Annotated in this window: 19 protein-coding genes; 1 reads left to right on the forward strand and 18 read right to left on the reverse strand. The window is 39.3% G+C overall.

Annotated elements, in window-relative coordinates; genetic code table 11:
* Nucleotides 1-60 precede the first annotated feature (60 nt).
* The 7 genes from BSAG_RS07325 to metK all read right to left on the reverse strand — a co-directional run bounded on the left by BSAG_RS07325 (nucleotide 61) and on the right by metK (nucleotide 9,867).
* Nucleotides 61-2,301: a carboxypeptidase-like regulatory domain-containing protein gene (locus tag BSAG_RS07325; protein WP_004313692.1), complete on the reverse strand. Its 2,241-nt coding sequence runs from the start codon at nucleotides 2,299-2,301 to the stop codon at nucleotides 61-63.
* Complete coding sequence (locus BSAG_RS07320; protein ID WP_004313691.1) at nucleotides 2,301-3,308, reverse strand: DUF4249 family protein; 1,008 nt, start codon at nucleotides 3,306-3,308, stop codon at nucleotides 2,301-2,303. Before BSAG_RS07320 ends, BSAG_RS07325 begins: the two co-directional genes overlap by 1 nt.
* 15 nt (nucleotides 3,309-3,323) lie before the next feature.
* A complete protein-coding gene (locus BSAG_RS07315) occupies nucleotides 3,324-4,316 on the reverse strand; it encodes a thioredoxin domain-containing protein (protein ID WP_004313690.1) in 993 nt (330 codons plus the stop codon).
* 73 nt (nucleotides 4,317-4,389) lie between these two features.
* Complete coding sequence (locus BSAG_RS07310) at nucleotides 4,390-5,301, reverse strand: hypothetical protein (protein ID WP_004302907.1); 912 nt, start codon at nucleotides 5,299-5,301, stop codon at nucleotides 4,390-4,392.
* A gap of 930 nt (nucleotides 5,302-6,231) precedes the next feature.
* Nucleotides 6,232-6,603, reverse strand: coding sequence for a DUF3244 domain-containing protein (locus BSAG_RS07305; RefSeq protein WP_004313687.1), 372 nt, complete (start codon nucleotides 6,601-6,603; stop codon nucleotides 6,232-6,234).
* A 126-nt stretch (nucleotides 6,604-6,729) separates the two neighbouring features.
* Complete coding sequence (locus tag BSAG_RS07300) at nucleotides 6,730-8,394, reverse strand: tetratricopeptide repeat protein (protein ID WP_008997644.1); 1,665 nt, start codon at nucleotides 8,392-8,394, stop codon at nucleotides 6,730-6,732.
* 180 nt (nucleotides 8,395-8,574) lie between these two features.
* Nucleotides 8,575-9,867 (reverse strand): methionine adenosyltransferase, encoded by a 1,293-nt coding sequence (gene metK / locus BSAG_RS07295; protein WP_004307795.1) that lies wholly within the window; start codon nucleotides 9,865-9,867, stop codon nucleotides 8,575-8,577.
* Nucleotides 9,868-10,104: 237 nt separating this feature from the next.
* Here metK and BSAG_RS07290 point away from each other — a divergent pair, with 237 nt between their 5' ends.
* Nucleotides 10,105-10,293, forward strand: a complete 189-nt coding sequence (locus BSAG_RS07290; RefSeq protein WP_004302899.1) for a hypothetical protein — start codon at nucleotides 10,105-10,107, stop codon at nucleotides 10,291-10,293.
* Here the strand turns inward: BSAG_RS07290 and folK are convergent.
* The 11 genes from folK to BSAG_RS07240 form a co-directional block, all read right to left on the reverse strand.
* Complete coding sequence (folK, locus tag BSAG_RS07285; RefSeq protein ID WP_004307794.1) at nucleotides 10,268-10,753, reverse strand: 2-amino-4-hydroxy-6-hydroxymethyldihydropteridine diphosphokinase; 486 nt, start codon at nucleotides 10,751-10,753, stop codon at nucleotides 10,268-10,270. The two genes, BSAG_RS07290 and folK, sit on opposite strands and share 26 nt — an antisense overlap.
* Nucleotides 10,753-11,811: a tRNA preQ1(34) S-adenosylmethionine ribosyltransferase-isomerase QueA gene (gene queA, locus BSAG_RS07280; RefSeq protein WP_004298889.1), complete on the reverse strand. Its 1,059-nt coding sequence runs from the start codon at nucleotides 11,809-11,811 to the stop codon at nucleotides 10,753-10,755. Before queA ends, folK begins: the two co-directional genes overlap by 1 nt.
* Nucleotides 11,812-11,828: 17 nt before the next feature.
* Complete coding sequence (gene truB / locus BSAG_RS07275) at nucleotides 11,829-12,551, reverse strand: tRNA pseudouridine(55) synthase TruB (protein WP_004307793.1); 723 nt, start codon at nucleotides 12,549-12,551, stop codon at nucleotides 11,829-11,831.
* Nucleotides 12,551-13,405, reverse strand: a complete 855-nt coding sequence (locus tag BSAG_RS07270) for an undecaprenyl-diphosphate phosphatase (protein WP_004313684.1) — start codon at nucleotides 13,403-13,405, stop codon at nucleotides 12,551-12,553. The genes truB and BSAG_RS07270 overlap by 1 nt, the downstream gene beginning before the upstream one ends.
* A 2-nt stretch (nucleotides 13,406-13,407) precedes the next feature.
* The gene (locus BSAG_RS07265) at nucleotides 13,408-13,650 is read right to left on the reverse strand and encodes a DUF3098 domain-containing protein (protein ID WP_004298881.1); all 243 of its coding nucleotides are present in this window, start codon (nucleotides 13,648-13,650) and stop codon (nucleotides 13,408-13,410) included.
* A 113-nt stretch (nucleotides 13,651-13,763) separates the two neighbouring features.
* The gene (locus tag BSAG_RS07260) at nucleotides 13,764-14,645 is read right to left on the reverse strand and encodes a cell division protein FtsX (RefSeq protein WP_004313683.1); all 882 of its coding nucleotides are present in this window, start codon (nucleotides 14,643-14,645) and stop codon (nucleotides 13,764-13,766) included.
* A gap of 3 nt (nucleotides 14,646-14,648) precedes the next feature.
* Complete coding sequence (locus BSAG_RS07255) at nucleotides 14,649-15,548, reverse strand: methyltransferase domain-containing protein (RefSeq protein WP_004313682.1); 900 nt, start codon at nucleotides 15,546-15,548, stop codon at nucleotides 14,649-14,651.
* A gap of 498 nt (nucleotides 15,549-16,046) precedes the next feature.
* Nucleotides 16,047-16,466 carry a hypothetical protein gene (locus BSAG_RS07250; protein ID WP_004313681.1) on the reverse strand — a complete coding sequence of 140 codons (420 nt, stop codon included), beginning with the start codon at nucleotides 16,464-16,466 and terminating at the stop codon, nucleotides 16,047-16,049.
* A complete protein-coding gene (locus tag BSAG_RS25725) occupies nucleotides 16,456-17,130 on the reverse strand; it encodes a hypothetical protein (protein WP_008997646.1) in 675 nt (224 codons plus the stop codon). Before BSAG_RS25725 ends, BSAG_RS07250 begins: the two co-directional genes overlap by 11 nt.
* A 27-nt stretch (nucleotides 17,131-17,157) precedes the next feature.
* Nucleotides 17,158-18,315, reverse strand: coding sequence for an Imm65 family immunity protein (locus tag BSAG_RS07245; protein WP_008019835.1), 1,158 nt, complete (start codon nucleotides 18,313-18,315; stop codon nucleotides 17,158-17,160).
* Complete coding sequence (locus tag BSAG_RS07240) at nucleotides 18,315-20,012, reverse strand: RHS repeat-associated core domain-containing protein (protein ID WP_008997647.1); 1,698 nt, start codon at nucleotides 20,010-20,012, stop codon at nucleotides 18,315-18,317. Before BSAG_RS07240 ends, BSAG_RS07245 begins: the two co-directional genes overlap by 1 nt.
* Between the last annotated feature and the right edge of the window lie 203 nt (nucleotides 20,013-20,215).

The following is a 20,215-nucleotide window of genomic DNA, read 5'->3' on the forward strand; positions in this document are numbered from 1 at the left end:
GGTTGTAACGAGTGCAAAAGTACAAAAAAACATAGAATAACAGACTATAGTTCAAACTAACTAAAATGTAAATTGATAAGAGATAGATGGCAGTGCACCATACAAATACATTTTATGCATGCCAATATCAGAGAAATCATAGTCATCTCTACTCGTATAGATAGTAAACACATTTTTTCTGTTATATACATTCATCACAGAAAGAATCAATCGACCTCTTTTGCCAGTTTTACAAGTCATGGATAAATTCAATTCATGAAAGGCAGGAGCACGATAACCATTTCTTGTAGAATAGATATAGAAAGCTGTACCGTTCACCCGGTAATGAGCAATAGGCAATGTCAGATTCATCCCTGAATTGTACGAGAAGGTAGCTGCAAAAGCACACCTCCGCTTACGTCCGGCCTCATAATTCAGAAATATCTTCAAGCTATGTGGACGATCATAGACAGGCGGATATTCCTTATCTTCGAGAGCAGCAATATAATTTCGGGCATGTGAAAGAGTATAGCTAATCCAGCCGGTTAGCCGCCCTCTGTTTTTAGATACATAGAATTCCGCTCCATAGGCCTTTGAATAACCTGTGTTCAACTGTGTTTCTATCTGATTATTTAAAAAGATATTTGCATTATCTACAAAATCAACGATATGATCCGTCTTTCTATAATAAGTCTCCAGAGAAAATGTATACATTCCTTTTTCCAGACTTTTCTCATACCCTAAAGCCACTTGTTTCATCACTGCAGGTTTCAGTTGTCTATTAGCAGGTACCCACATATCTGAAGGAATACCGACAGAGGAATTAGACAACATATGCAGGTTTTGTGAAGACTGCGTGAAAGCTGCATGCAAACGGTTCCCGGTTCCGGGAGAGTAGGACAACTCAGCTCTCGGTTCAGGCATTATGTAACCCTTTTGCTTGAGTTCTCCCACTTTAGGAGTATAAAAAACGGGGAAACGAATTCCTCCACTCAGCCGCCATACTGATGAAATCTTATAGGTTGCTTCTCCATAGGCTGCCATATCCAACAGGAACCGCCTATCCATTCGATAAGGAACCACATTACTAAAGTCTCCCCAGCTACTAATACTCCCAGGCATTGTGGTAAATACATGCGCAGAGAGACCACTCCTGATATGCAGTACATTGTTAACAGCATAATCTGCATCATATTTCAATTGATAAGATTGGATATTCGATTTCCATAAGAACTTCATTCCATCTGTTATTGATTTATAGCGATAATAATAATTGCTAAAAATAGCACTGAAGTTTCCCGACAACCGATCTGTCCAAACATGATTCCATCGGAATGTAGCAGTAGTATTTCCCCAATTCATACCATAACTGCGTACCAGTTGATTAAAAAAAGTATGATCGCCGCCATTATATACTGAAAAGAAAATCCGGTTCCGGTCATTTAATGTAGAATTAATTTTGGCGTTCACATCATAAAAGCTCATTTTAGTACCACGAAACTGTTTCAGTACGTTAAGTACAGCTCCCGGATAAGCAAACCTACCAGCTACCAGGTAAGATGTTTTCCCTTTCTTTATCGGACCTTCCAACTGGATTTTGGAGGCGACAACTCCAATTGTAGCACTCCGGTGTTTCTCCTGATTGTTTCCTTCGCGCATTTTGACATCAATAACAGACGAAGTTCTTCCACCATACTTCAATGGAAAATAAGATTTATAAAGACTCACTTGCTGTATAGCGTCATTATTGAACACAGAAAAGAAAGACAATGCATGATTCGGGTTATAAACCATTGCCTCATCCAGCAATATCAAGTTACCCCATTGATTACTCCCTCGAACAGATATATTATTGGAACCTTCATTGCCACTAATGACTCCCGGAAGATATTGTAATGACTTCAATACATCAGGTTCACTCCCTAAAGTGGGAAGTGCCTGAATATCTTTCTGGTTCAATGTCAACTGTCCTCCTGCTTTCTGATTTCCCATTACCTCTACATCACTTAGTTGATAGTTATCGGGCATCAAAGCAAAATTATGAACCGAATTTGCAGTCAGAGTCAACGTATCCATTTGGGTTACATAGCCCAGCATCGAACATCTTAAGACACAACGTCCACCTTTAATACGAATGGAATATAGCCCATACGTATTGGCAGCTACTCCTGTTCTCGACATCAGGTCTCCAATGTTAGCATCCGAGAGCACTTCTCCGGTTTTTCTGTCGGTCACACGACCTCTGACAGTAATCGTCTGAGCATTACATATGGTGAAATTTCCACAGCAGGATAATATAAATAATAACAGGTATTTTTCCATCAAATCCTATGTTTCTTATAAAAATAGATTTCAGAGATAGCACTGACACGGAATATTCCATAAGCACCATTATCAATGTTACTTTTTACAGAGGTCGGACGCGGAGAGAAAGTTCCACCATCCGAACGTATTTGCTTAATCATTTGATCAAACACCTGATAGCAATTTTCAGATATGGACTGCATTTTTATCCAAATGGAATCACTTACAGGATAGCTAAACCCCGGACGATTAGGGAGTACAAACTGCTCTCCCTCGCTCACAACATAGTCTATCACATTTTCTGCCAAATATTCATCATCCAAAATAGAATATGGCCAACCGGCACTATTCGTTGTTCCATAATATAGATTATAAACAGATGCGACACGAAGCACTTTTGAAGAACAAAAATCTGTTTTAAGCAAATAATAGTTATGCTCTTCAGGAGGATTATAAAAACTGATACATGGAGTTTCATTAGGTTCACCTTCTCCAGTATCAATACGTTTCATTACTATTTTGTCTATTGGAGTTTTAGGCACCATCCGCTCACATGCTGTATATTCCTTTCCTTTGTATTTGATATGAAGTTCGTAGGTATGATTTTCAACTCCATAAATCTTATTAGTAACATAAAGTCCACCAGGCGTTTCACCAGGAAGCCATTTCATATAAACAGTAACATCTTTATCTCTATAGTGATCATAAAATCGAAAATCCTGATAACCAGTCAATTTGGCATTCTGTAATGTATCTCTTATACCTGTTGTCAAATCAACAATAACAATTTCTGCATCATTAATCCTATCAAAACTACGATTTTCAGGGTATTTCAGTTTAGTTGACGGTTTACTTAATACAAAATAATAGGGTGGGGGTTCATCGGTTATCACTCCATCAAATACTATGGCATCTTCCGGGATCGGCATACCTACATCAAACGGCTCCTCACAAGCAATACAAAGATATAAAGCCTGCATTAGAAACAGATAAGTTATCTTATTCAGATTAAAGTAAAGTCTCATCTTTTATCTTTTGTGTTATAGTTCATACTCCAATAGTCTGGACAATTCTTCATAGCTGTTTGTGACGTACACCAAACGATCATTAATTATGATGGTAGGAGTAGCCATCAGCCCCCTTTCTACTAACTGATTGATGACCTTATCCATCTCCTTATATTTGTCAGAAGAATGTAAGTAGGCATCAAATTCTGTCATATTCAATCTTTTAGACTTTGCTAAGTTATATATAAAAGCGGAATCTGCTACTCCTGAATAGTTAAATATAGTATCATGAAAAGTCCAGAATTGTTTTTGCTCACCAGCAGCCTCACATGCCAAAGCTGCTAACGAAGGAGCATCTGCAAAATGCACAAAACCAAATTTAACCCGCTCTTTATAATTATCATAGAGCTTGGACAATGTCTTTTCAAATTGTACACAGCGCTCACAATTATAATCAGAGGCAACAATAAAAGAAACAGGAGAGTCTAAATTCCCCCTATAATATACACACAAATCCCTCACAACACATTCCGGCTGTTTTGGAGGATATAAAAATCTTTTAATATCCGCCTTTTGATATAAAGAATCAACCAATGCCTGAACAATCCGACTCCGAAGTTTCTGTTGATAAGATAGTTTCTCCTCCAAAGAACCTTTCACTAACGGGATTAATTCACCTTTTACATAAAAGCTTTGTGTATTAAATCCATATCGTTTTTTCAAACTATCCTGCCCTACACATATTTTCTGCTGAACAAACCAATCGATAAACTCTTCCAAAGACATGTTTTCTTTTTTGGCTGCATCTTCTAACAGTTTCTGTTTGATCAGACCTGCAAGTACCCGACTTTTGATTTCATACGCTGTATTCAATATATCAAAAATCTCTTGTTTACTTTGAGACGCCAATTCTGAAAGAAGAATCTGTTCTCCATTCACTTCTGCAACAACATCATTCTTATTTATAACAGGAGTATTGCAAGCAATAAAAAGAAAAGAGAAGAGAAAGAAATACAATATTTTCATGTCTATGTGCTAATTAAATCAATTCTTATTGGTAAGTTTTACCAATAAGAATTGATTATAAACAAATTAATAATTAGATAGCTGATCGCACCAATTTTGTGAAATTGGTTTTATCCGTATTAAGGCATACGTGATATCTTGTATTTCGATCCAGCTGGACTCCATAATATGTACCATGCGGTTCATATTGGTTTTGGGGTCCTAACCAAACTTGTGCCCAATTCTTATTATTATGATCTTCATCATCAAAATACAAATTACCTGAAGCCATTTCAGCAGGAGCAATGACCCCATAATTAATACCTGCAGGTCCCACTGGAATATCGCCCCATTTAGTCATATTCCTATTTATATTCCATGCCAATGTAGCATTAGAATCTAATTTAGACATTCCAGAAATATGCATTACATCATAATAATTAGGATCATCAGACCACACGCCATTATGACCACCATCTTCCGTATCATGATAACGGACCAATGTCATGGTCTCTAAAGGTACATCCTCAAACAAAAAGACTCCCCCCGGATAACGAAATCCCGCATCCACCATACAAAATTCGAGACGCATATTATCTCCACCATCAACATACGTATCTCCAACATTACCACTTACGCTAGTTTTACTATTTCCGTTTTCACAATCAATTTTTATTGATAAATACTTGTAATTACCACAAGAACCAACCCTGAAAACTCCGACCCTAGGCGATGTTGCACCATAAGCCGTACGCATTACCTTCTCTTTAGCAACTTCCATACGTCCCATAATTTCCGCGATATAATTGTCCTTCAAAACCTGAATGGAATCTTCATCACCCGAAGTTTCGCATTTTAGACCATTATCACCCGCTTCTAACGTACCTAGCTCATACTCATTGTTCAAGCCATTTAATTCGGATTCTGTATCCAGTAATACAGAACTTCCTGCACAAGAGCAACATAAAGCTACCATTGTTCCCAAAACCAATAGTTTTTCTTTCATCTTGGTTAAATTTAAATTTGTTTTTATTTAAGAGAAAATCTCTGAAAGGTATTCTTCATCCAAATACATTATGGCAATATCTATTTAACAGGATAAATTATTTATTCATCCCATTCCATATTTTTAGAATAGCCATAGTAGATTAAAATAGATGTCGATTAAACAACATCTACGAACTCCCCAAAAAGTTATTAGGAAAAACAAAAATTGAATGCGAACGCATTTGAGTAACATCCTTCAAAGCTACCCAACCTCTCTTAATTTGTTCCATCGCATAAATACTTATACTTGATTGGAATAAGATAGCTGATAATAAAAAGAATAGAAGTTTCATTTCCATGATGTCTGTGTGTTAGGTTCTGTGTGCCAAAAGTACGTAAGCATAATGAAAGAAACGAATTTCACTTGGTAACATAAGTAACAGTAGCGCATAAAATAGGAAACAAGAGGTTACACACACAAATTATCTAACAGATAATCCTAATAATATATTCAAATAGCTTAGCAGTCATCCCATTTACCTCATCATACCCCATCAAAAAAAATCTTGGACTTCTTATTCAGAAGTCCAAGAGCTTTTCTCACAGAGAATACATCTATCACAGATTTCTCATCTACTAACAGGTGTATCACATTGTTGCTGAATGAACTTCATTATCCGAACTATAAAATCGTTCGAACACCCTACCAGTAGTATTTCAGCACACAATTAAAAAAAGTGATTTTAATTTTACGTTTCAATATACCTTAATGGGCCTTTCACAAGGCTTATTAAGCCCACGAATAAAAGTTAACCGATTCTTTCCCCTTTCGGTCATCTAAATCGTCATTTCAGCAATGCGCCATATATTTCAACAGCGGGGCTTCATCAGTTAATGATTTAGGTATATCATCATTATGTTAGTTGCAAATAATATATATTTCAAAGATTTATTCTAATTCAAAATCTCCAGTAAAAGCCTCCTTTGGAAGTTGTATCTCCAAAGTATATTTACCTTTCTCCTCACCTGTAAGATCAATATAAACCTTATCTACATTTAAATCAGTAGATGTATAAACAACTTCATCTGTTTCTGCATTCTTTATAATTACAGTTACAGTAGGAACAGTAGAAAGAAGGTCAATAGACAACAATGAGTTTTCAATACAAGCATCAGGAGTAACAGGGATAGACCGATGTTGTACCTCAGTTTTATTTTTTAGTCTGATTCGACGCGCAGATGTCATTTCATTCGCAAAAGAGAACATACTTACTTGAAGTAAAATAGCCAACAATAAAAGAGGTAAAAATTTAGCTTTCATAATAAATGGGTTTAAAATTTAGCTCCAAAAATACACAGATGCAGCAAAAGAAACGATTTTTACGTGGTAACAATGGTAACAAGACCCTATTTAAAAAAAAGATAAGCAGAGATTAAGCATTACATATCACTGATTATCAGCTCCAAATACACGTTCGAAAAGTTGAGCATCGACTTTATTCTTTATGCGATTTTTACGTGTTTTAAGAGCATCTGAAGTTGCATCCATCAACTCCATCATGACAGTTTTTGAACAATAAAGCAATGAAAGGACACAATAAAAGACATCATCACCAGTCAATGTTGGGTAGCGCTCTTTCAAATTTACCATCACATCAACAAATGCATTAGAAATAGTAGAACGTATATCCTTCCTTAAACTACGCATCGCCAACAACTGTTTAGGAGTTGCCTTTTCCAATGTCTCTAATTGATCGTAGCAATCGGTAGTTTTCAGTACCGATACACACAATTGGATTTGTTGTTCTGTCAACTCTGACCTTTTCTTATCTATATGCTCTTTATTAGATTCTGAAACCTCTTCGTCTTTCAACAGCATAGTATCGACTCTCTTTTGAGTTAATTCATGTTGCAAAGCTATATAATACTTCTTTCTTTTTCTATCATTCCACATAAAACAAAAGACACATATAATCATCAAAAAGAAAAATACAGCAACTAAAGTAAAAACCAACGTTTTAGCATGTTCTGACAATAACCTTTTATGCTCTTCTAATTGATGTTTATCCATAAGCCGATTAAGTTCCTCATTATCGGTCATTATCTGAATTGAATCATAAAGAACTTTGTATATATCCATATTCTCTGTTGCAACTTTCCACTCCCCTTTTTTCTTTGCTATTTGATACATTCCATCATAACAAACGGCTTTTCCATAAATATCAAGTTGGCTCATATTCTTATTATAAAAATAGCTGGCAGAATCAAGCTGATTCAAGTTCAACATAATTTGGGCTTTTGACAAACAAGCATTAACAGCACCCTCCCCTTGTATCATAATTGCCTTCGATACATATTGATTTGCCAGAATATAATCTTTTTTTTCATTATAAACCATAGCAAAATCATGATAAAGAGCCCCTATCAAGCTAGAGTCTTTATCCGCCAATGCACAATCAAGCGCTTGCTGATAATAAAACAATGCGCTATCCTTCCTATTTTGCAACAAAAACATACGCGCAATACCTCGCATTGGATATATTTGTCCACTTTTTCCTTTTAATATCTGATAAGCAGCGCGATAAGCTTCCATTGCTACATTATCTAATTCATCTTTTTCATAACAGTCCGCAAGATTATCATAAATCATTGCTAAGAATTCATCCCTAACAGGCATCAACCGAATTGCCGTCAGATACTCGTCTACAGCAAATGAAGTATACCCCTTCTCACCATAAGTAGCTCCCCAATAATAATGAGCTTTTGCAGCACGTACACTTTTCTTCTTATCACCATAGTATTCAACAGCCGTTTTTATCAGCGAGTCATCTCCTAAAGCAATATAATTTTTATGCCTTGCTTGCGTAAGCAATAGCGCATAAAGTGCTCTGTCAGCACGTGGTAATTTCTGTGGGGAGGAAATTGATTCCAAAATGGATAATGCACTATCAGGATATATTTCCATCAATGAGTCAGCAGATAGTAGCAATGGACTCTTCACCGAAGAAGAGCAGGAAGATAGAGAGACAGACATCAGAATGCTACCTACGCTGACAAGTAAACTAAAGAACAACAATAAATAGCGTTTAGGATAACAACATCTTGTTTTCATTAGGCAGTCCGTTTATTTACAGGCCAAAAGTAGCAAATTCCGGCAAAAGAAGTTTAATATCCAAAAGATATTTATTTAAATATAACTTATTTAAAATCAAGAGCCACAACCTCATATCCTACTAGAAGGAGTTGAGATTGTGGCTCTTATCGAATGAGCTAAGCTCGCTTTCAGACTGTTTTACAGACCAAAAGCAGCTTTAATTTTATCTACGTAGTCGAGTTTCTCCCATGTAAAGAGTTCCACTTCCACTGTTTTATCTCCTTCGTAACGAGAAGAAAACTTCTTCGTTATCACTTGCGGTTCACGTCCCATGTGACCATAAGCGGCTGTTTCCTGATAAATAGGATTACGAAGTTTCAGACGTTCTTCGATTGCTTTCGGGCGAAGATCGAACAACTGATCGATAACGCGGGCAATCTCACCATCCGTCATGTTAACGTGGGAACGGCCATAAGTATCTACAAAAATATTGATCGGACGAGCCACACCGATAGCATAGCTCACCTGTACAAGCATTTCATCTGCTACACCTGCCGCAACCATATTCTTTGCGATATGGCGTGCTGCATAAGCTGCACTACGGTCTACCTTGCTAGGATCTTTTCCGGAGAAAGCACCACCACCGTGAGCACCTTTACCACCATAAGTATCAACGATAATCTTACGACCTGTCAAACCGGTATCTCCGTGAGGACCACCAATTACGAACTTGCCCGTAGGATTCACATGATAAATGATTTTATCATTAAACAGTGCCAACACTTTATCGTGATGGATAGAAGCAATGACACGAGGCATCAGAATTTCAATCACATCACGGCGGATGATAGACAGCATTTCTTCGTCAGCTTTCAGCTGGGCAGCTTGAGAATCATCTTCCGGTTGGATAAAGTCATCATGTTGCGTAGAAACAACGATTGTATCGATGCGAACAGGAGCTCCGTTGTCATCATATTCGATAGTAACCTGGCTTTTGGCATCGGGGCGGAGATAAGTCATCACCTTTCCTTCACGACGAATGTCCGCCAGCACTTGCAGAATGCGGTGTGCCAGATCAAGAGAAAGCGGCATGTAATTTTCCGTTTCATTGGTAGCATAACCAAACATCATACCCTGGTCGCCTGCACCCTGTTCCATCGGGTCCTGACGCTCTACACCACGGTTGATATCGGGGCTTTGCTCATGAATAGCAGAAAGCACACCACAAGAGTTACTTTCGAACATGTACTCTCCTTTGGTATAACCGATTTTCTTAATCACTTCACGTGCGATGAGTTGGAGATCAACGTACGCTTTTGTTTTCACTTCACCCGCTAGCACCACTTGTCCGGTAGTCACTAGTGTTTCGCAAGCTACTTTCGAACTGGGGTCGTAAGCCAACAGTTTATCAAGCACAGCATCCGATATTTGATCGGCTACCTTGTCGGGGTGTCCTTCTGACACCGATTCGGATGTAAATAAGTATCCCATCTTTTTAAATTAAGAATTAAGAATTAAGAATTGAAAATTAAAAAATGAGAGAGAGTAGGAGAGGCGAGTGCTGCAAAGGATAAACCGAAAGGCGTCAATCAGACGTGTTTTAGCATTTTTTTCCGTGGTTGCAAGCTACTCAAATCTGTCCACACTTTCATTTCGGTTGCAAAGATAAAGAGATTTCGGAGATAATGAGTATCTTTGCCACGTATTTAACACATAAATAGATTTATAATGATTCTAAATAAGAAATTAAAAACGCTTTTGGTGCTGGCTCTTTATATAGGCTTCACGATTGCCATCTATGCCATTGTCTGCCATTTCATCGATAAGCCGTTTCAGGAGATTCATTTGCTGTATGCAGTATTGATAGGATGCATTGCCTATTTACCGGTATTTATTGCGGAGAAAAAGAAGAAGTAAGCTCCTTCATCGTTTTTCCAAGTACCGGATGCACTAATCCGGGAGCAATTTCCGCCAGTGGTTTCATGACGAAGTCACGTTCTGCCATCAACGGATGGGGGAGGATCAACTTTGCTCCTGAAGGAGAAGTGGTGGAAAGTATCAAATCACCATAAAGCAACAGATCAATATCAATCAGGCGGTCGCTATATATGCCGTTGACGGATTTCTTCGTACGTCCCAATTCCTGTTCAATCGCCTGCGTTCTCTGTAAAACGTCTATGGGAGCCAATTCGGTATCTACACAAACCGCCGCATTCAGGAAACTGTTATCGGAAGAAAATCCCCAAGGAGCAGTAACGTAAAAAGCAGACAGGGAAACTATTTTCCCTACCTGCTCTTCTATTTTTTGCACGGCATCCCGAAGATTTTGTTCTTTATCCCCAAGATTAGTGCCGAGTCCCAGATAAACTTTTGCCATTATTTGTCCAAAATCAGCATTGCATCTCCATACGTGCCGAAACGGTAACCTTCTTTCAATGCTACATGATAAGCATCCATCACCTGGTCATAACCACCAAAAGCAGCTACAATCATCAGTAAGGTAGAAAGCGGCATGTGGAAATTGGAAATCATTGAATTGGCTACGGTAAATTCATACGGAGGGAAGATAAACTTGTTCGTCCATCCTTCAAATTCCTTGAGATGTCCGTCAGTGCTGACTGCGCTTTCAATAGCACGCATCACTGTCGTACCTACCGCACATACATTTCTACCGTTATCTTTGGCACGATTCACGGTTTTCACCGCCATTTCGTTTACAAACATCTGTTCCGAATCCATCTTATGCTTCGTCAAGTCCTCTACGTCGATGTCGCGGAAGTTACCCAGACCAGCGTGCAAAGTGATATATGCGAAGTCTACACCTTTGATTTCCAGACGTTTCATCAACTCACGGCTGAAGTGTAAGCTAGCAGTCGGAGCAGTCACCGCACCTTCGTTCTTTGCAAAAATAGACTGGAAGCGTTCAGCATCTTCCGGTTCTACGGGACGGTTGATAATGGAGTGGGGGAGTGGAGTTTCACCCAGAGAATACAGTGCCTTTTTGAACTCGTCATGAGGTCCGTCGTAAAGGAAACGGAGCGTACGTCCGCGAGAAGTGGTATTATCAATCACTTCAGCCACCATTGAATCGTCCGGACCGAAATATAGCTTGTTACCGATACGTATCTTACGTGCCGGATCAACCAATACGTCCCACAAACGAAGTTCTTCATTCAACTCACGCAACAAGAATACCTCGATACGAGCACCTGTCTTCTCCTTGTTACCATACAAGCGGGCAGGAAACACTTTCGTATCATTGAATATAAACACATCTTTATCATCAAAGTAGTCCAACACATCTTTGAACATCTTGTGCTCAATCTTACCTGTATTACGATGCAATACCATCAAACGCGACTCATCTCTATATTTCATAGGATGTAGAGCGATCTTATCCTCGGGTAACTTAAATTTGAATTGTGATAATTTCATATCTATTCCTTATTACGTTAATTATTCTCTTCCTCATTTTCTATCTCCTGTCCGTCGATCCACTCTTTAAAGTGTTCGGGGTTCAGGCAGTCTTCCAACCGGACATCACCTACACGGGTGCGGATCAATCCTGTCAGGTGAGCTCCGCTATGGAGTGCTTCGCCGATGTCGCGGGCCAGGGCACGGATATAGGTTCCTTTGCTGCATACGACACGGATTTGAATCATCGGTTCCGGATCATCCAGTCGACATTCCAGCAATTCAATCTCGTCGATAACAAGCTGTTTTGCTTTTAGTTCGACTTCCTCTCCTTTCCGGGCCAGTTCGTAAGCACGCTTACCGTCTACCATACAGGCAGAGAAGGCAGGAGGTACCTGATCGATGGCACCGATAAAGTGCGTCAGTACTTCTTCCACCAGTTCCCTCGTGATATGTTCGGTAGGGTAGGTGGCATCTATTTCATGTTCCAAATCGTATGACGGAGTAGTAGCACCCAAACGCAACGTTGCGACGTACTCCTTCGTATGATATTGAAACTCTTCTATTCGTTTGGTTGCCTTGCCTGTGCATACAATCATCACCCCCGTTGCAAGAGGATCCAACGTTCCGGCATGACCGACTTTTAGTTTTTTCACTCCAATCCGACGGCAAATATGATAGCGGGCGTGCCCTACTACCTTAAATGAAGTCCAGCCAAGAGGTTTATTGAAAAACAGTACTTCTCCTTTTTTAAAATTCATCAGCCAATTTCTAAGTTGTATCCAAGCAACAGCATTACCAAAATGGTTCCGCCAACAATAATTCTGTACCAGCCAAATGCCTTAAAGCCATATTTCGTAACGAAGCTAATAAAGAACTTGATAGCCAGCAAAGCGACAATAAAAGCTACTACATTACCTATAATAAGTGCCGGCATATTGTTGAGAAGAATCTCCGTACCACCATCTAAGAATAGTTTCAACACCTTGTAACCGGTTGCCGCAAACATGGTTGGCACGGCAAGGAAGAATGAAAACTCGGCAGCATCTTTGCGAGTCAGCTTCTGGGCCATACCTCCAACGATGGTAGCCATCGAACGGGATACTCCCGGTATCATGGCAATGCACTGAAACAAACCGATATTGAATGCCTTTCTTTCTGTCAGCACTGTATCTTCGCTTCCTTTCGAAAAGATCTTATCGCAGAACAACATGAATATACCGCCGATCACCAACATCACTGCCACTATTGCTACACTCTCCAGCATCTCGTCTATCTTATCGCTGAACAGGAATCCCAAAATGGCGGCAGGAATAAAAGCTACCAGCAGTTTCCAGTAAAAATCGAATTTATGCAGAAAACACTTCAAAGCGGAAGCACCCGCAGGAGCCGGTGTATGGTTCAACCGGAAAAAACGTTTCCAATAAAGACAAACCACTGAAAGAATCGCGCCAAACTGGATAATAACAGTAAACGCTTTTACAAATTCAGTACTTTCTACTCCTAAAATGTTTTGCGTAATAATCATGTGTCCCGTAGAAGAAACCGGAAGAAACTCTGTCAATCCTTCTACAATAGCAATAATAATCGTCTCAAATGTCGTTAAATCCCCCATCTTTATTCTTCTGTTTTTTGTGTTTTAGGTTTGCGTAATACAGCGTAAATCATAGACAAGAAGCCAAACAGGCAAACGACTGGCGCTACCTTGATTCTGCGTACACTGAAAATATCGGGTTCAAAAGAGGTTTCGGACGATGTAGGTCCCGTCATCAATAGAAAGCCGATAATAACAATCGCCATCCCTATCGCGAGCAAGATAAAGTTCACTTTATCAAAGGCAAATTTCTGCTTGTCAGACATAGTTTATTTAATTACAAATTACTAATTTCAATCATTCCCTTAATCTATCAGTCGGTTGTTACGGATGCTAATCACACGCAAACACAGGTTTGCCGTCAGCCATTCGCCATCCGCTAAATATAGTACAGGCTGTTTGCTTTCATTCTCAAGTATTTATTCATGGAGAAATAGGCGCATAGCCACGTTATTACAATTCCAAACGCCAATACGCTTGCACAGACTATCAACATGACTTCAGGCGTGATGACCTGAAGCAATTCCTGTTCGTACGTCACGGCCCAATAAGCGGTCCCCATCAATATGGAATCGGCAACGATGGCTGCCAATATCCCGCTCCATACATTCTTTCGAAGGAATGGCCCCCGGATGAATCCCCAACTCGCTCCTACCAACTTCATGGTGTGAATGAGGAAGCGTTTGGAGTAAATAGCCAGTCTTATGGTATTGTTTATCAGGGCAAAAGAGATAAAAGTAAGCACTACCGCCAGAGCGAGTAGCACCAGGCTGATATTTCGTATATTATCATTCACAGCGTCAATCAGTTCCTTTCGATAGAGCACGTCTTGAATATTGGTGTTCTTTTTAATCATTTTCTCTATCCTCGCGATGCTGTCGGAGTTGGCATAGTCGGAATGGAGCTTGATTTCGATAGAAGCGGTAAAGGGGTTATAGCCCAGGAATTCTTCCGGGTCGGTTCCCATTGCCTCCGTCTGCTCTTTCAATGCTTGTTTTTTAGAGATGTATTCGGATTGTTTCACGAAAGGTTCCTGATTCAGTTTTTTCTGAAGTTTCAGTATATCCGCTTCTTTCATATCGTCACTGATAAGAACGGAGAAACTGATATTCTCGCGGACGTATACGGAAAGATTGTGCGCCGTCAATACGAAAAAGACAACCAGTCCTAACAACAGCAACACCAGTGTCGTACTGATACTCGACGTGATGAACTGCATGTCGAAGATTGAACCTGACTTATATTTGTTTTGATCTCCCATGCGTTATCTCTTTTTTCGGAATACATAAATCATGGAACTACTACGTTCTTTCCGTCCTAAAGCATTAAACCATGCTAACGTTCCGGCAAACATCCCTTTCAGGAAACTGCACGAACTGCCACGATGTTTTTCGCTCAACATGGATACGTAGAACGCATCGAACGGCATCGGATGACGCGCCGCCATAATAAAGCCATGACGGGAAGCCAATTGTTGTATAGTGCCCGGAGTAAAATGCCAGAGATGACGGGGAACGTCGTATGCCGCCCAATACTCGCCATAACGTTGAGCATCATAAGAAGAGCAGTTGGGTACAGCTACAATCAAGACTCCTTTTTCTGTCAGCAACTCATGAAGTCGCTGCCACACCTCATCAAGGTGTTCCAAATGTTCCATCACATGCCAAAGAGTGATAACATCAAAGCTGCCGGGAGCAAACTCTTTCAAAGCCGATTCGGGCTTTACGTCCAGATCGAAATGCAACTTCGCAAACTCACGTGCCTGCGGACTTTTCTCCACCGCCTCCACTTTCCATCCCCGGCGAACCATCGCATCAGAAAAGTAACCGGTTCCCGTACCTATATCGAGCAAACGCCCTGTTTTACGATGCGCTTCCTTAGCTACCAGGCGCGCTTTGCGGCCCAGCATATAGGAACGTACATAATGGTAGATATTATTCATCGCGCCTTTGCGCGTATCAGTGTGAGAGATATAGTCGGGAGTCTCATAATACTTGCCTATCTCTGCTTCCACGGGGACTCCTTGTGTGAATGTAAATCCACAGTCCTCACACGAATACAGTTCAAACTGTTCGCCCGAAGCATAAAAATCCGTACAAGTCATGACGCGTTTCAAGTGCGCACCGCCACACACCGGACAAGCATTTATACTGAGTTTCTCCATTAACTATCTAAGCAAAATTAAGTGCTGCCTCGAATGACAAGACAACACTATACCCGAATTTGGTGCAAAGAAACAAATAAAAAGTGATGGATTGGGGTTTTGTTAAGGACTTTTAATAGAAGAGTTGTCCCGGTATGAGGTGGGAGTAGTTTTTACAGCTCATATCGGGACAAGATATCTTTTTGAAGAAAGATCAAAAAGTCAGGTTAACGGAAAAAAACATGTTTCTGTAACTAGGTTGACGGAAAATGTTAACACCTTGATACTAGATTCCGGTGCTTGCCGTAGATTCCAGATCAAACGGAGCTTTATTATACATCATAAACAAGTTTCGTCCCACTAATGCCACCTGTACATCTTGTATCCACTTCACCCTTCAGCTATTATGTGTATTGTTCGGAATGTTGTTCCTTTGGCATCATAATAGAGAATACAAAATACCCTGATATAAATTGATTTTAGTCGATTCATATCAGGGTAGCAGCTAGACTAAGGATCCTATTCTTTTTTCTCCTTAGGTAGTTTTAATGCATTTATAAATGGAAATCTTTTAAGATATATAACATCAACTGTATCACCTAAATGAAATAATGAATCATTAGGTTGAATACCCGAGTTACCCCTATACAGTTTATCTCTAATATAAAAAGTATAATAAAAGTCAGGTTCATTATAATAATACCTACCAGCCCATATTCCGGGTCCTCTTATCTCGGTTAAAGCAGCTTTAGACTTTTCACCAAATATTGGCAAAATCATATTACGAATAATTCCTACATATAGCCAAAAAGGAGAAGACACAATTACAAAAAAGATTATTAAAGCAATACGACCTTGCTTCTTTTCTCTTTCTTTTTTCAGAATCCGTTTGTTTTTAGGCGGCTTTCCTAGTTTTCTATGATTCTCTTTATTTCTCATTTTCTTTTTTTATTATCTTTAAACCGAATTTTGTCACATTTTCCGGGACTTTCTGCAACGTATTACTTACTGTTTTGCTGGCCTCAACCAATCCATTTTCAGATGTTGCGATTGCACGTGCTGCTTTTGTATTAGAAACTCCGGGCAATTTCTTAGCTAAATCTGTGGCTTTATTATTACTAAGAATTAATTTATTGGCCTTTTGCGAAATAGCTTTATCAATTCCTGGTGCAACCGATTTGATGCCTTTTCCTACTATATTTCCAGCTTTTCCTATTATTCTATCAGAAACAACTTCTGTTATTGAACTTTTAGCAACATCCAATATGTCGTTAGTATTATTAAGTTTACCATCCATTATTGCTTTGGTAGTATTTCCTGCAAGAGCAACAGAAGCCTTCACAGCTAAAGTTCTTCCAGCACTTAATCCAGAAGTTAATCCTCCTTCTAAAGCGGATGCCCCAACACTAACCCAATTGATATCCTCAAAAGCAGTCTTCCCCTGTATTAGATTGCTCGCGACTTGAACTCCGAGATCCGCAGCTCCGCCAATAACAGCTCCAATAATATTATTGATAAACTTCCCTTCTTCATCCCTATGACAAATTGGATTTCCTCCACAGTAACTGTATGGACTGAACTGATAGTAGCTATCCCCCGACACAAGTTGAACATATTTGGTCAATTCGTATCAGGGTAAGACATTTACCTGATTCACGTTTCTTTGAAATCTCTCATCTGCATCATCTGATAACCTCTGCTTATCAGCATTATTCATAGCACCCCATTTATCAGACCAAAATCTGAATCTCGACATTTCCCCATACTTCTTATCATATATACCATGGTTTAATATCTGAAATTGAATACTAGGAGACGTCATAGAAACATTAAATCCATAATTATCAATATCATGAAACATCACTTTTGTTTGAGATTTTTTTCCATTTACATTTATAAAGCTGTATGTTGATCTGCAAAATAGATTATAGAAATATTCCCAGGGATCTTCTTTCAACGTAAGATTTCTAAAGAACTCATCTTGACGAGGCAGACTTTTATATTCTAAAATTTTTTTTTCATTCGGTCCCAAAATAATGGGCAAAGAATCACTAAGTGACAAATAAAGGCTATCCTGACCATCTACAACAGCATAATGTTTTTTAGTACTTGATGACAGGTAAACAACGGAATCTGTATTGTTTTTCAGATACATTTGTCCATATACGTTCTTTATCATTGTAGTATTCTGGTTCTCATTCCAAAGCAAATTCCGTTTTATACTATCCACATTACAACTTAAATAGGAATCGCTCAACTCAACATCATGAGACATAACCCCCATCTGTACTGGGCATCCTTTCACATATCCCGAAAAATATGGCCACAATTCGGTAATATTAAAATATGTGCCCCATCCCCTAAGCAATGAAGTATCTATTAATATTTTCTTCTCTCCAAGTTTGGAAACAACCAAAAGCCAACTCTTTCCCCCGTCTCCTTCTACCACAAGATTGCCCGAATAACTAGACGCCTCTATCATTTCCTTTGCAGACATCGGTGCCTCATCCAATTCTATAAAACAGAGATACTTATCCTTGTACTTAATGATCTTTGAAGGATATTCAAATTTTAAATCTGCCGGACAATCAGCTGCTTGAATACTGTATATATGGTTGGAATCATTAATAGCCAACTCATATAATACTACATATTCATTAGCAATCAAGCCACTATCCACAAGCAATTTGGCTTGCGCTTCCACCGCTTGCTGAACTTTGTTTATAGTAGGCTGTTTACAGCCTACTATAACAAATAATAATATCAAATTTAGAAACGTAGTTCTCATTACTTCATAAATTTATCATTCAACTTATCTAACAACGTTTTACTCGTATCTATTTTATATTCATTATTCCCAATACGTGAATTTTCACTATTGTAGAAAAATAATACTTTACTATCCCTGTGATAGACAGTACCTGTCTTTATTTTCAAATTTTTCATATCTTGGTCAGAAGCTTGGGCATTATATGGATGTGAATGCATATCTATCACTTTATCTCCTTTTACATTCAATTCACTCTGTTTATCAGCAAACACACTATCTTCTCTACCCGAAGTTCCGATAATAGCCGTTTTATCTCCCTTATCATTATATATATCCAATTTCCATTCAACAGAAGTGTTGTCAGCTCCAAATTTGAAAACTGCGGCTGCATCCTCAAGGCTTGATGTTGAATTATAAGTTTCAAGACCTCCTGATTTACCATCTTGCATATTATACATTCCAGAAAGTATTTTTTTATCATTCACAGTTATCGACTCAACACCTGATCTAATGCTCATCAATCTATCATTAGTAGAACCCTCTACAACAGTTTTGAAAAGCCTACCTGCACTGTTTACTGTATAATCATCTTTTCCATCAACATCTACTCTCAACACTGGATTATTCTTACAGTAGCTATATGGGCTCCAATTGTAATGCTTCTCACTTGATGGATCCACCGCATTCCACCTTCCAATCGCTACGTCATACTGCCTTGCACCATAATCATACCAATTCAATCCATTCTTTGTATCAAGCTCCTTACCATTATACTTATAAGGCTGAATACTCTTCTCCGCTGAAGCAAACGTGCCACCAAAGGGATAGTAATGGTTTACCTCTTCCTTTTGCCCCGTCTGATCTACAACTACGCGATTGTTTCCCTGATGATCCTGCAAGTAGTAGTGATACTTCTTATCGGACAACGTAACATGTCCGGCATCAGTGAGCAACAATTTCTGTACACCATTTTCATAGATCACATTTCCGCAATAATCCGTTGTACTGGTAGTGTTGCCTATCGTATGCACCGTGCGCAGCTTCGTGCCATTCACTGCATACGTATAAGTAATGGTACTGCCGTCCTGGAACGTGACTTTACTTGGCGAATTTAAACAATTATATTGAATATCAGTAATATTCTTGTTTAAATCTTTGGTCATGTTGCCATTCTTGTCATAGGTGTATTCATTGTCCTGTTTCACAGCATCCTTGAATTCGAATCCGTCGTTGTAAGCCGACGCTGTAGCGGCATCATCCACACGTGTCAGCCAGTTGCCATCAAGGGTGAGTGTCAGGTCATCAATCAAACCGTAGGATGAAGCGCCTGTGCGTCCGTTACGACGGAGTGAAGTGAGGTTGCTCTGCCTGTTATACGTGTAGGAGGTGTCATAGTTTGCACTGGGAGATCCGTTCCACAAATACCCTGCAGCAGTCAACCGTGACATTTCGTCGTAGCTGAAGCGGTATCCATGCACTCCTGTGTCGCCTGCGGCTTTCCAGCTCATGGCAGATATGTTACCATTGTAGCAAACTCTGCTTCCGCCGTATGAGTCGTTGTAATGCAAGGTCTGGTTGAACAGCGTATCGGTAGTCAGTGTCTTTATCCATGAGCGGACATTATAGGTATAGTCTGTTGTAAGAGCAGAGTTGCCATGGCGTTTACTGCTCTTGATTCGACCCAAGTCATCATAGGTGTTTTCAACGAGAGTCACTTCCTCATTCGTATTCAGCTTATGCTTTGTCGTTAAAAGACGTCCTGCGTGGTCATACTCGTACGTACATACTTCCGTTTGTGTGCTCTTTCCTGTGGCGATATGGACATGTTGCCGCTTCAGGGGTTCTCCCGTAAAGCTGTAAGCTACGTATTCTTCCTATCCCGTTGGAATATTTAAATCTGGTTGTCTTCATAAAACAA

The organism is Bacteroides sp. D1, assembly GCF_000157095.2.
GTDB classification, from domain to species: domain Bacteria; phylum Bacteroidota; class Bacteroidia; order Bacteroidales; family Bacteroidaceae; genus Bacteroides; species Bacteroides xylanisolvens.

What these genes read in the sequence shown, in the direction of transcription:
- BSAG_RS07325 (WP_004313692.1), bottom strand. Translation starts at nt 2,301, where the DNA reads ATGGAAAAATACCTGTTATTATTTATATTATCCTGCTGTGGAAATTTC.
- BSAG_RS07320 (WP_004313691.1), bottom strand. Translation starts at nt 3,308, where the DNA reads ATGAGACTTTACTTTAATCTGAATAAGATAACTTATCTGTTTCTAATG.
- BSAG_RS07315 (WP_004313690.1), bottom strand. Translation starts at nt 4,316, where the DNA reads ATGAAAATATTGTATTTCTTTCTCTTCTCTTTTCTTTTTATTGCTTGC.
- BSAG_RS07310 (WP_004302907.1), bottom strand. Translation starts at nt 5,301, where the DNA reads ATGAAAGAAAAACTATTGGTTTTGGGAACAATGGTAGCTTTATGTTGC.
- BSAG_RS07305 (WP_004313687.1), bottom strand. Translation starts at nt 6,603, where the DNA reads ATGAAAGCTAAATTTTTACCTCTTTTATTGTTGGCTATTTTACTTCAA.
- BSAG_RS07300 (WP_008997644.1), bottom strand. Translation starts at nt 8,394, where the DNA reads ATGAAAACAAGATGTTGTTATCCTAAACGCTATTTATTGTTGTTCTTT.
- metK (WP_004307795.1), bottom strand. Translation starts at nt 9,867, where the DNA reads ATGGGATACTTATTTACATCCGAATCGGTGTCAGAAGGACACCCCGAC.
- BSAG_RS07290 (WP_004302899.1), top strand. Translation starts at nt 10,105, where the DNA reads ATGATTCTAAATAAGAAATTAAAAACGCTTTTGGTGCTGGCTCTTTAT.
- folK (WP_004307794.1), bottom strand. Translation starts at nt 10,753, where the DNA reads ATGGCAAAAGTTTATCTGGGACTCGGCACTAATCTTGGGGATAAAGAA.
- queA (WP_004298889.1), bottom strand. Translation starts at nt 11,811, where the DNA reads ATGAAATTATCACAATTCAAATTTAAGTTACCCGAGGATAAGATCGCT.
- truB (WP_004307793.1), bottom strand. Translation starts at nt 12,551, where the DNA reads ATGAATTTTAAAAAAGGAGAAGTACTGTTTTTCAATAAACCTCTTGGC.
- BSAG_RS07270 (WP_004313684.1), bottom strand. Translation starts at nt 13,405, where the DNA reads ATGGGGGATTTAACGACATTTGAGACGATTATTATTGCTATTGTAGAA.
- BSAG_RS07265 (WP_004298881.1), bottom strand. Translation starts at nt 13,650, where the DNA reads ATGTCTGACAAGCAGAAATTTGCCTTTGATAAAGTGAACTTTATCTTG.
- BSAG_RS07260 (WP_004313683.1), bottom strand. Translation starts at nt 14,645, where the DNA reads ATGGGAGATCAAAACAAATATAAGTCAGGTTCAATCTTCGACATGCAG.
- BSAG_RS07255 (WP_004313682.1), bottom strand. Translation starts at nt 15,548, where the DNA reads ATGGAGAAACTCAGTATAAATGCTTGTCCGGTGTGTGGCGGTGCGCAC.
- BSAG_RS07250 (WP_004313681.1), bottom strand. Translation starts at nt 16,466, where the DNA reads ATGAGAAATAAAGAGAATCATAGAAAACTAGGAAAGCCGCCTAAAAAC.
- BSAG_RS07245 (WP_008019835.1), bottom strand. Translation starts at nt 18,315, where the DNA reads ATGAGAACTACGTTTCTAAATTTGATATTATTATTTGTTATAGTAGGC.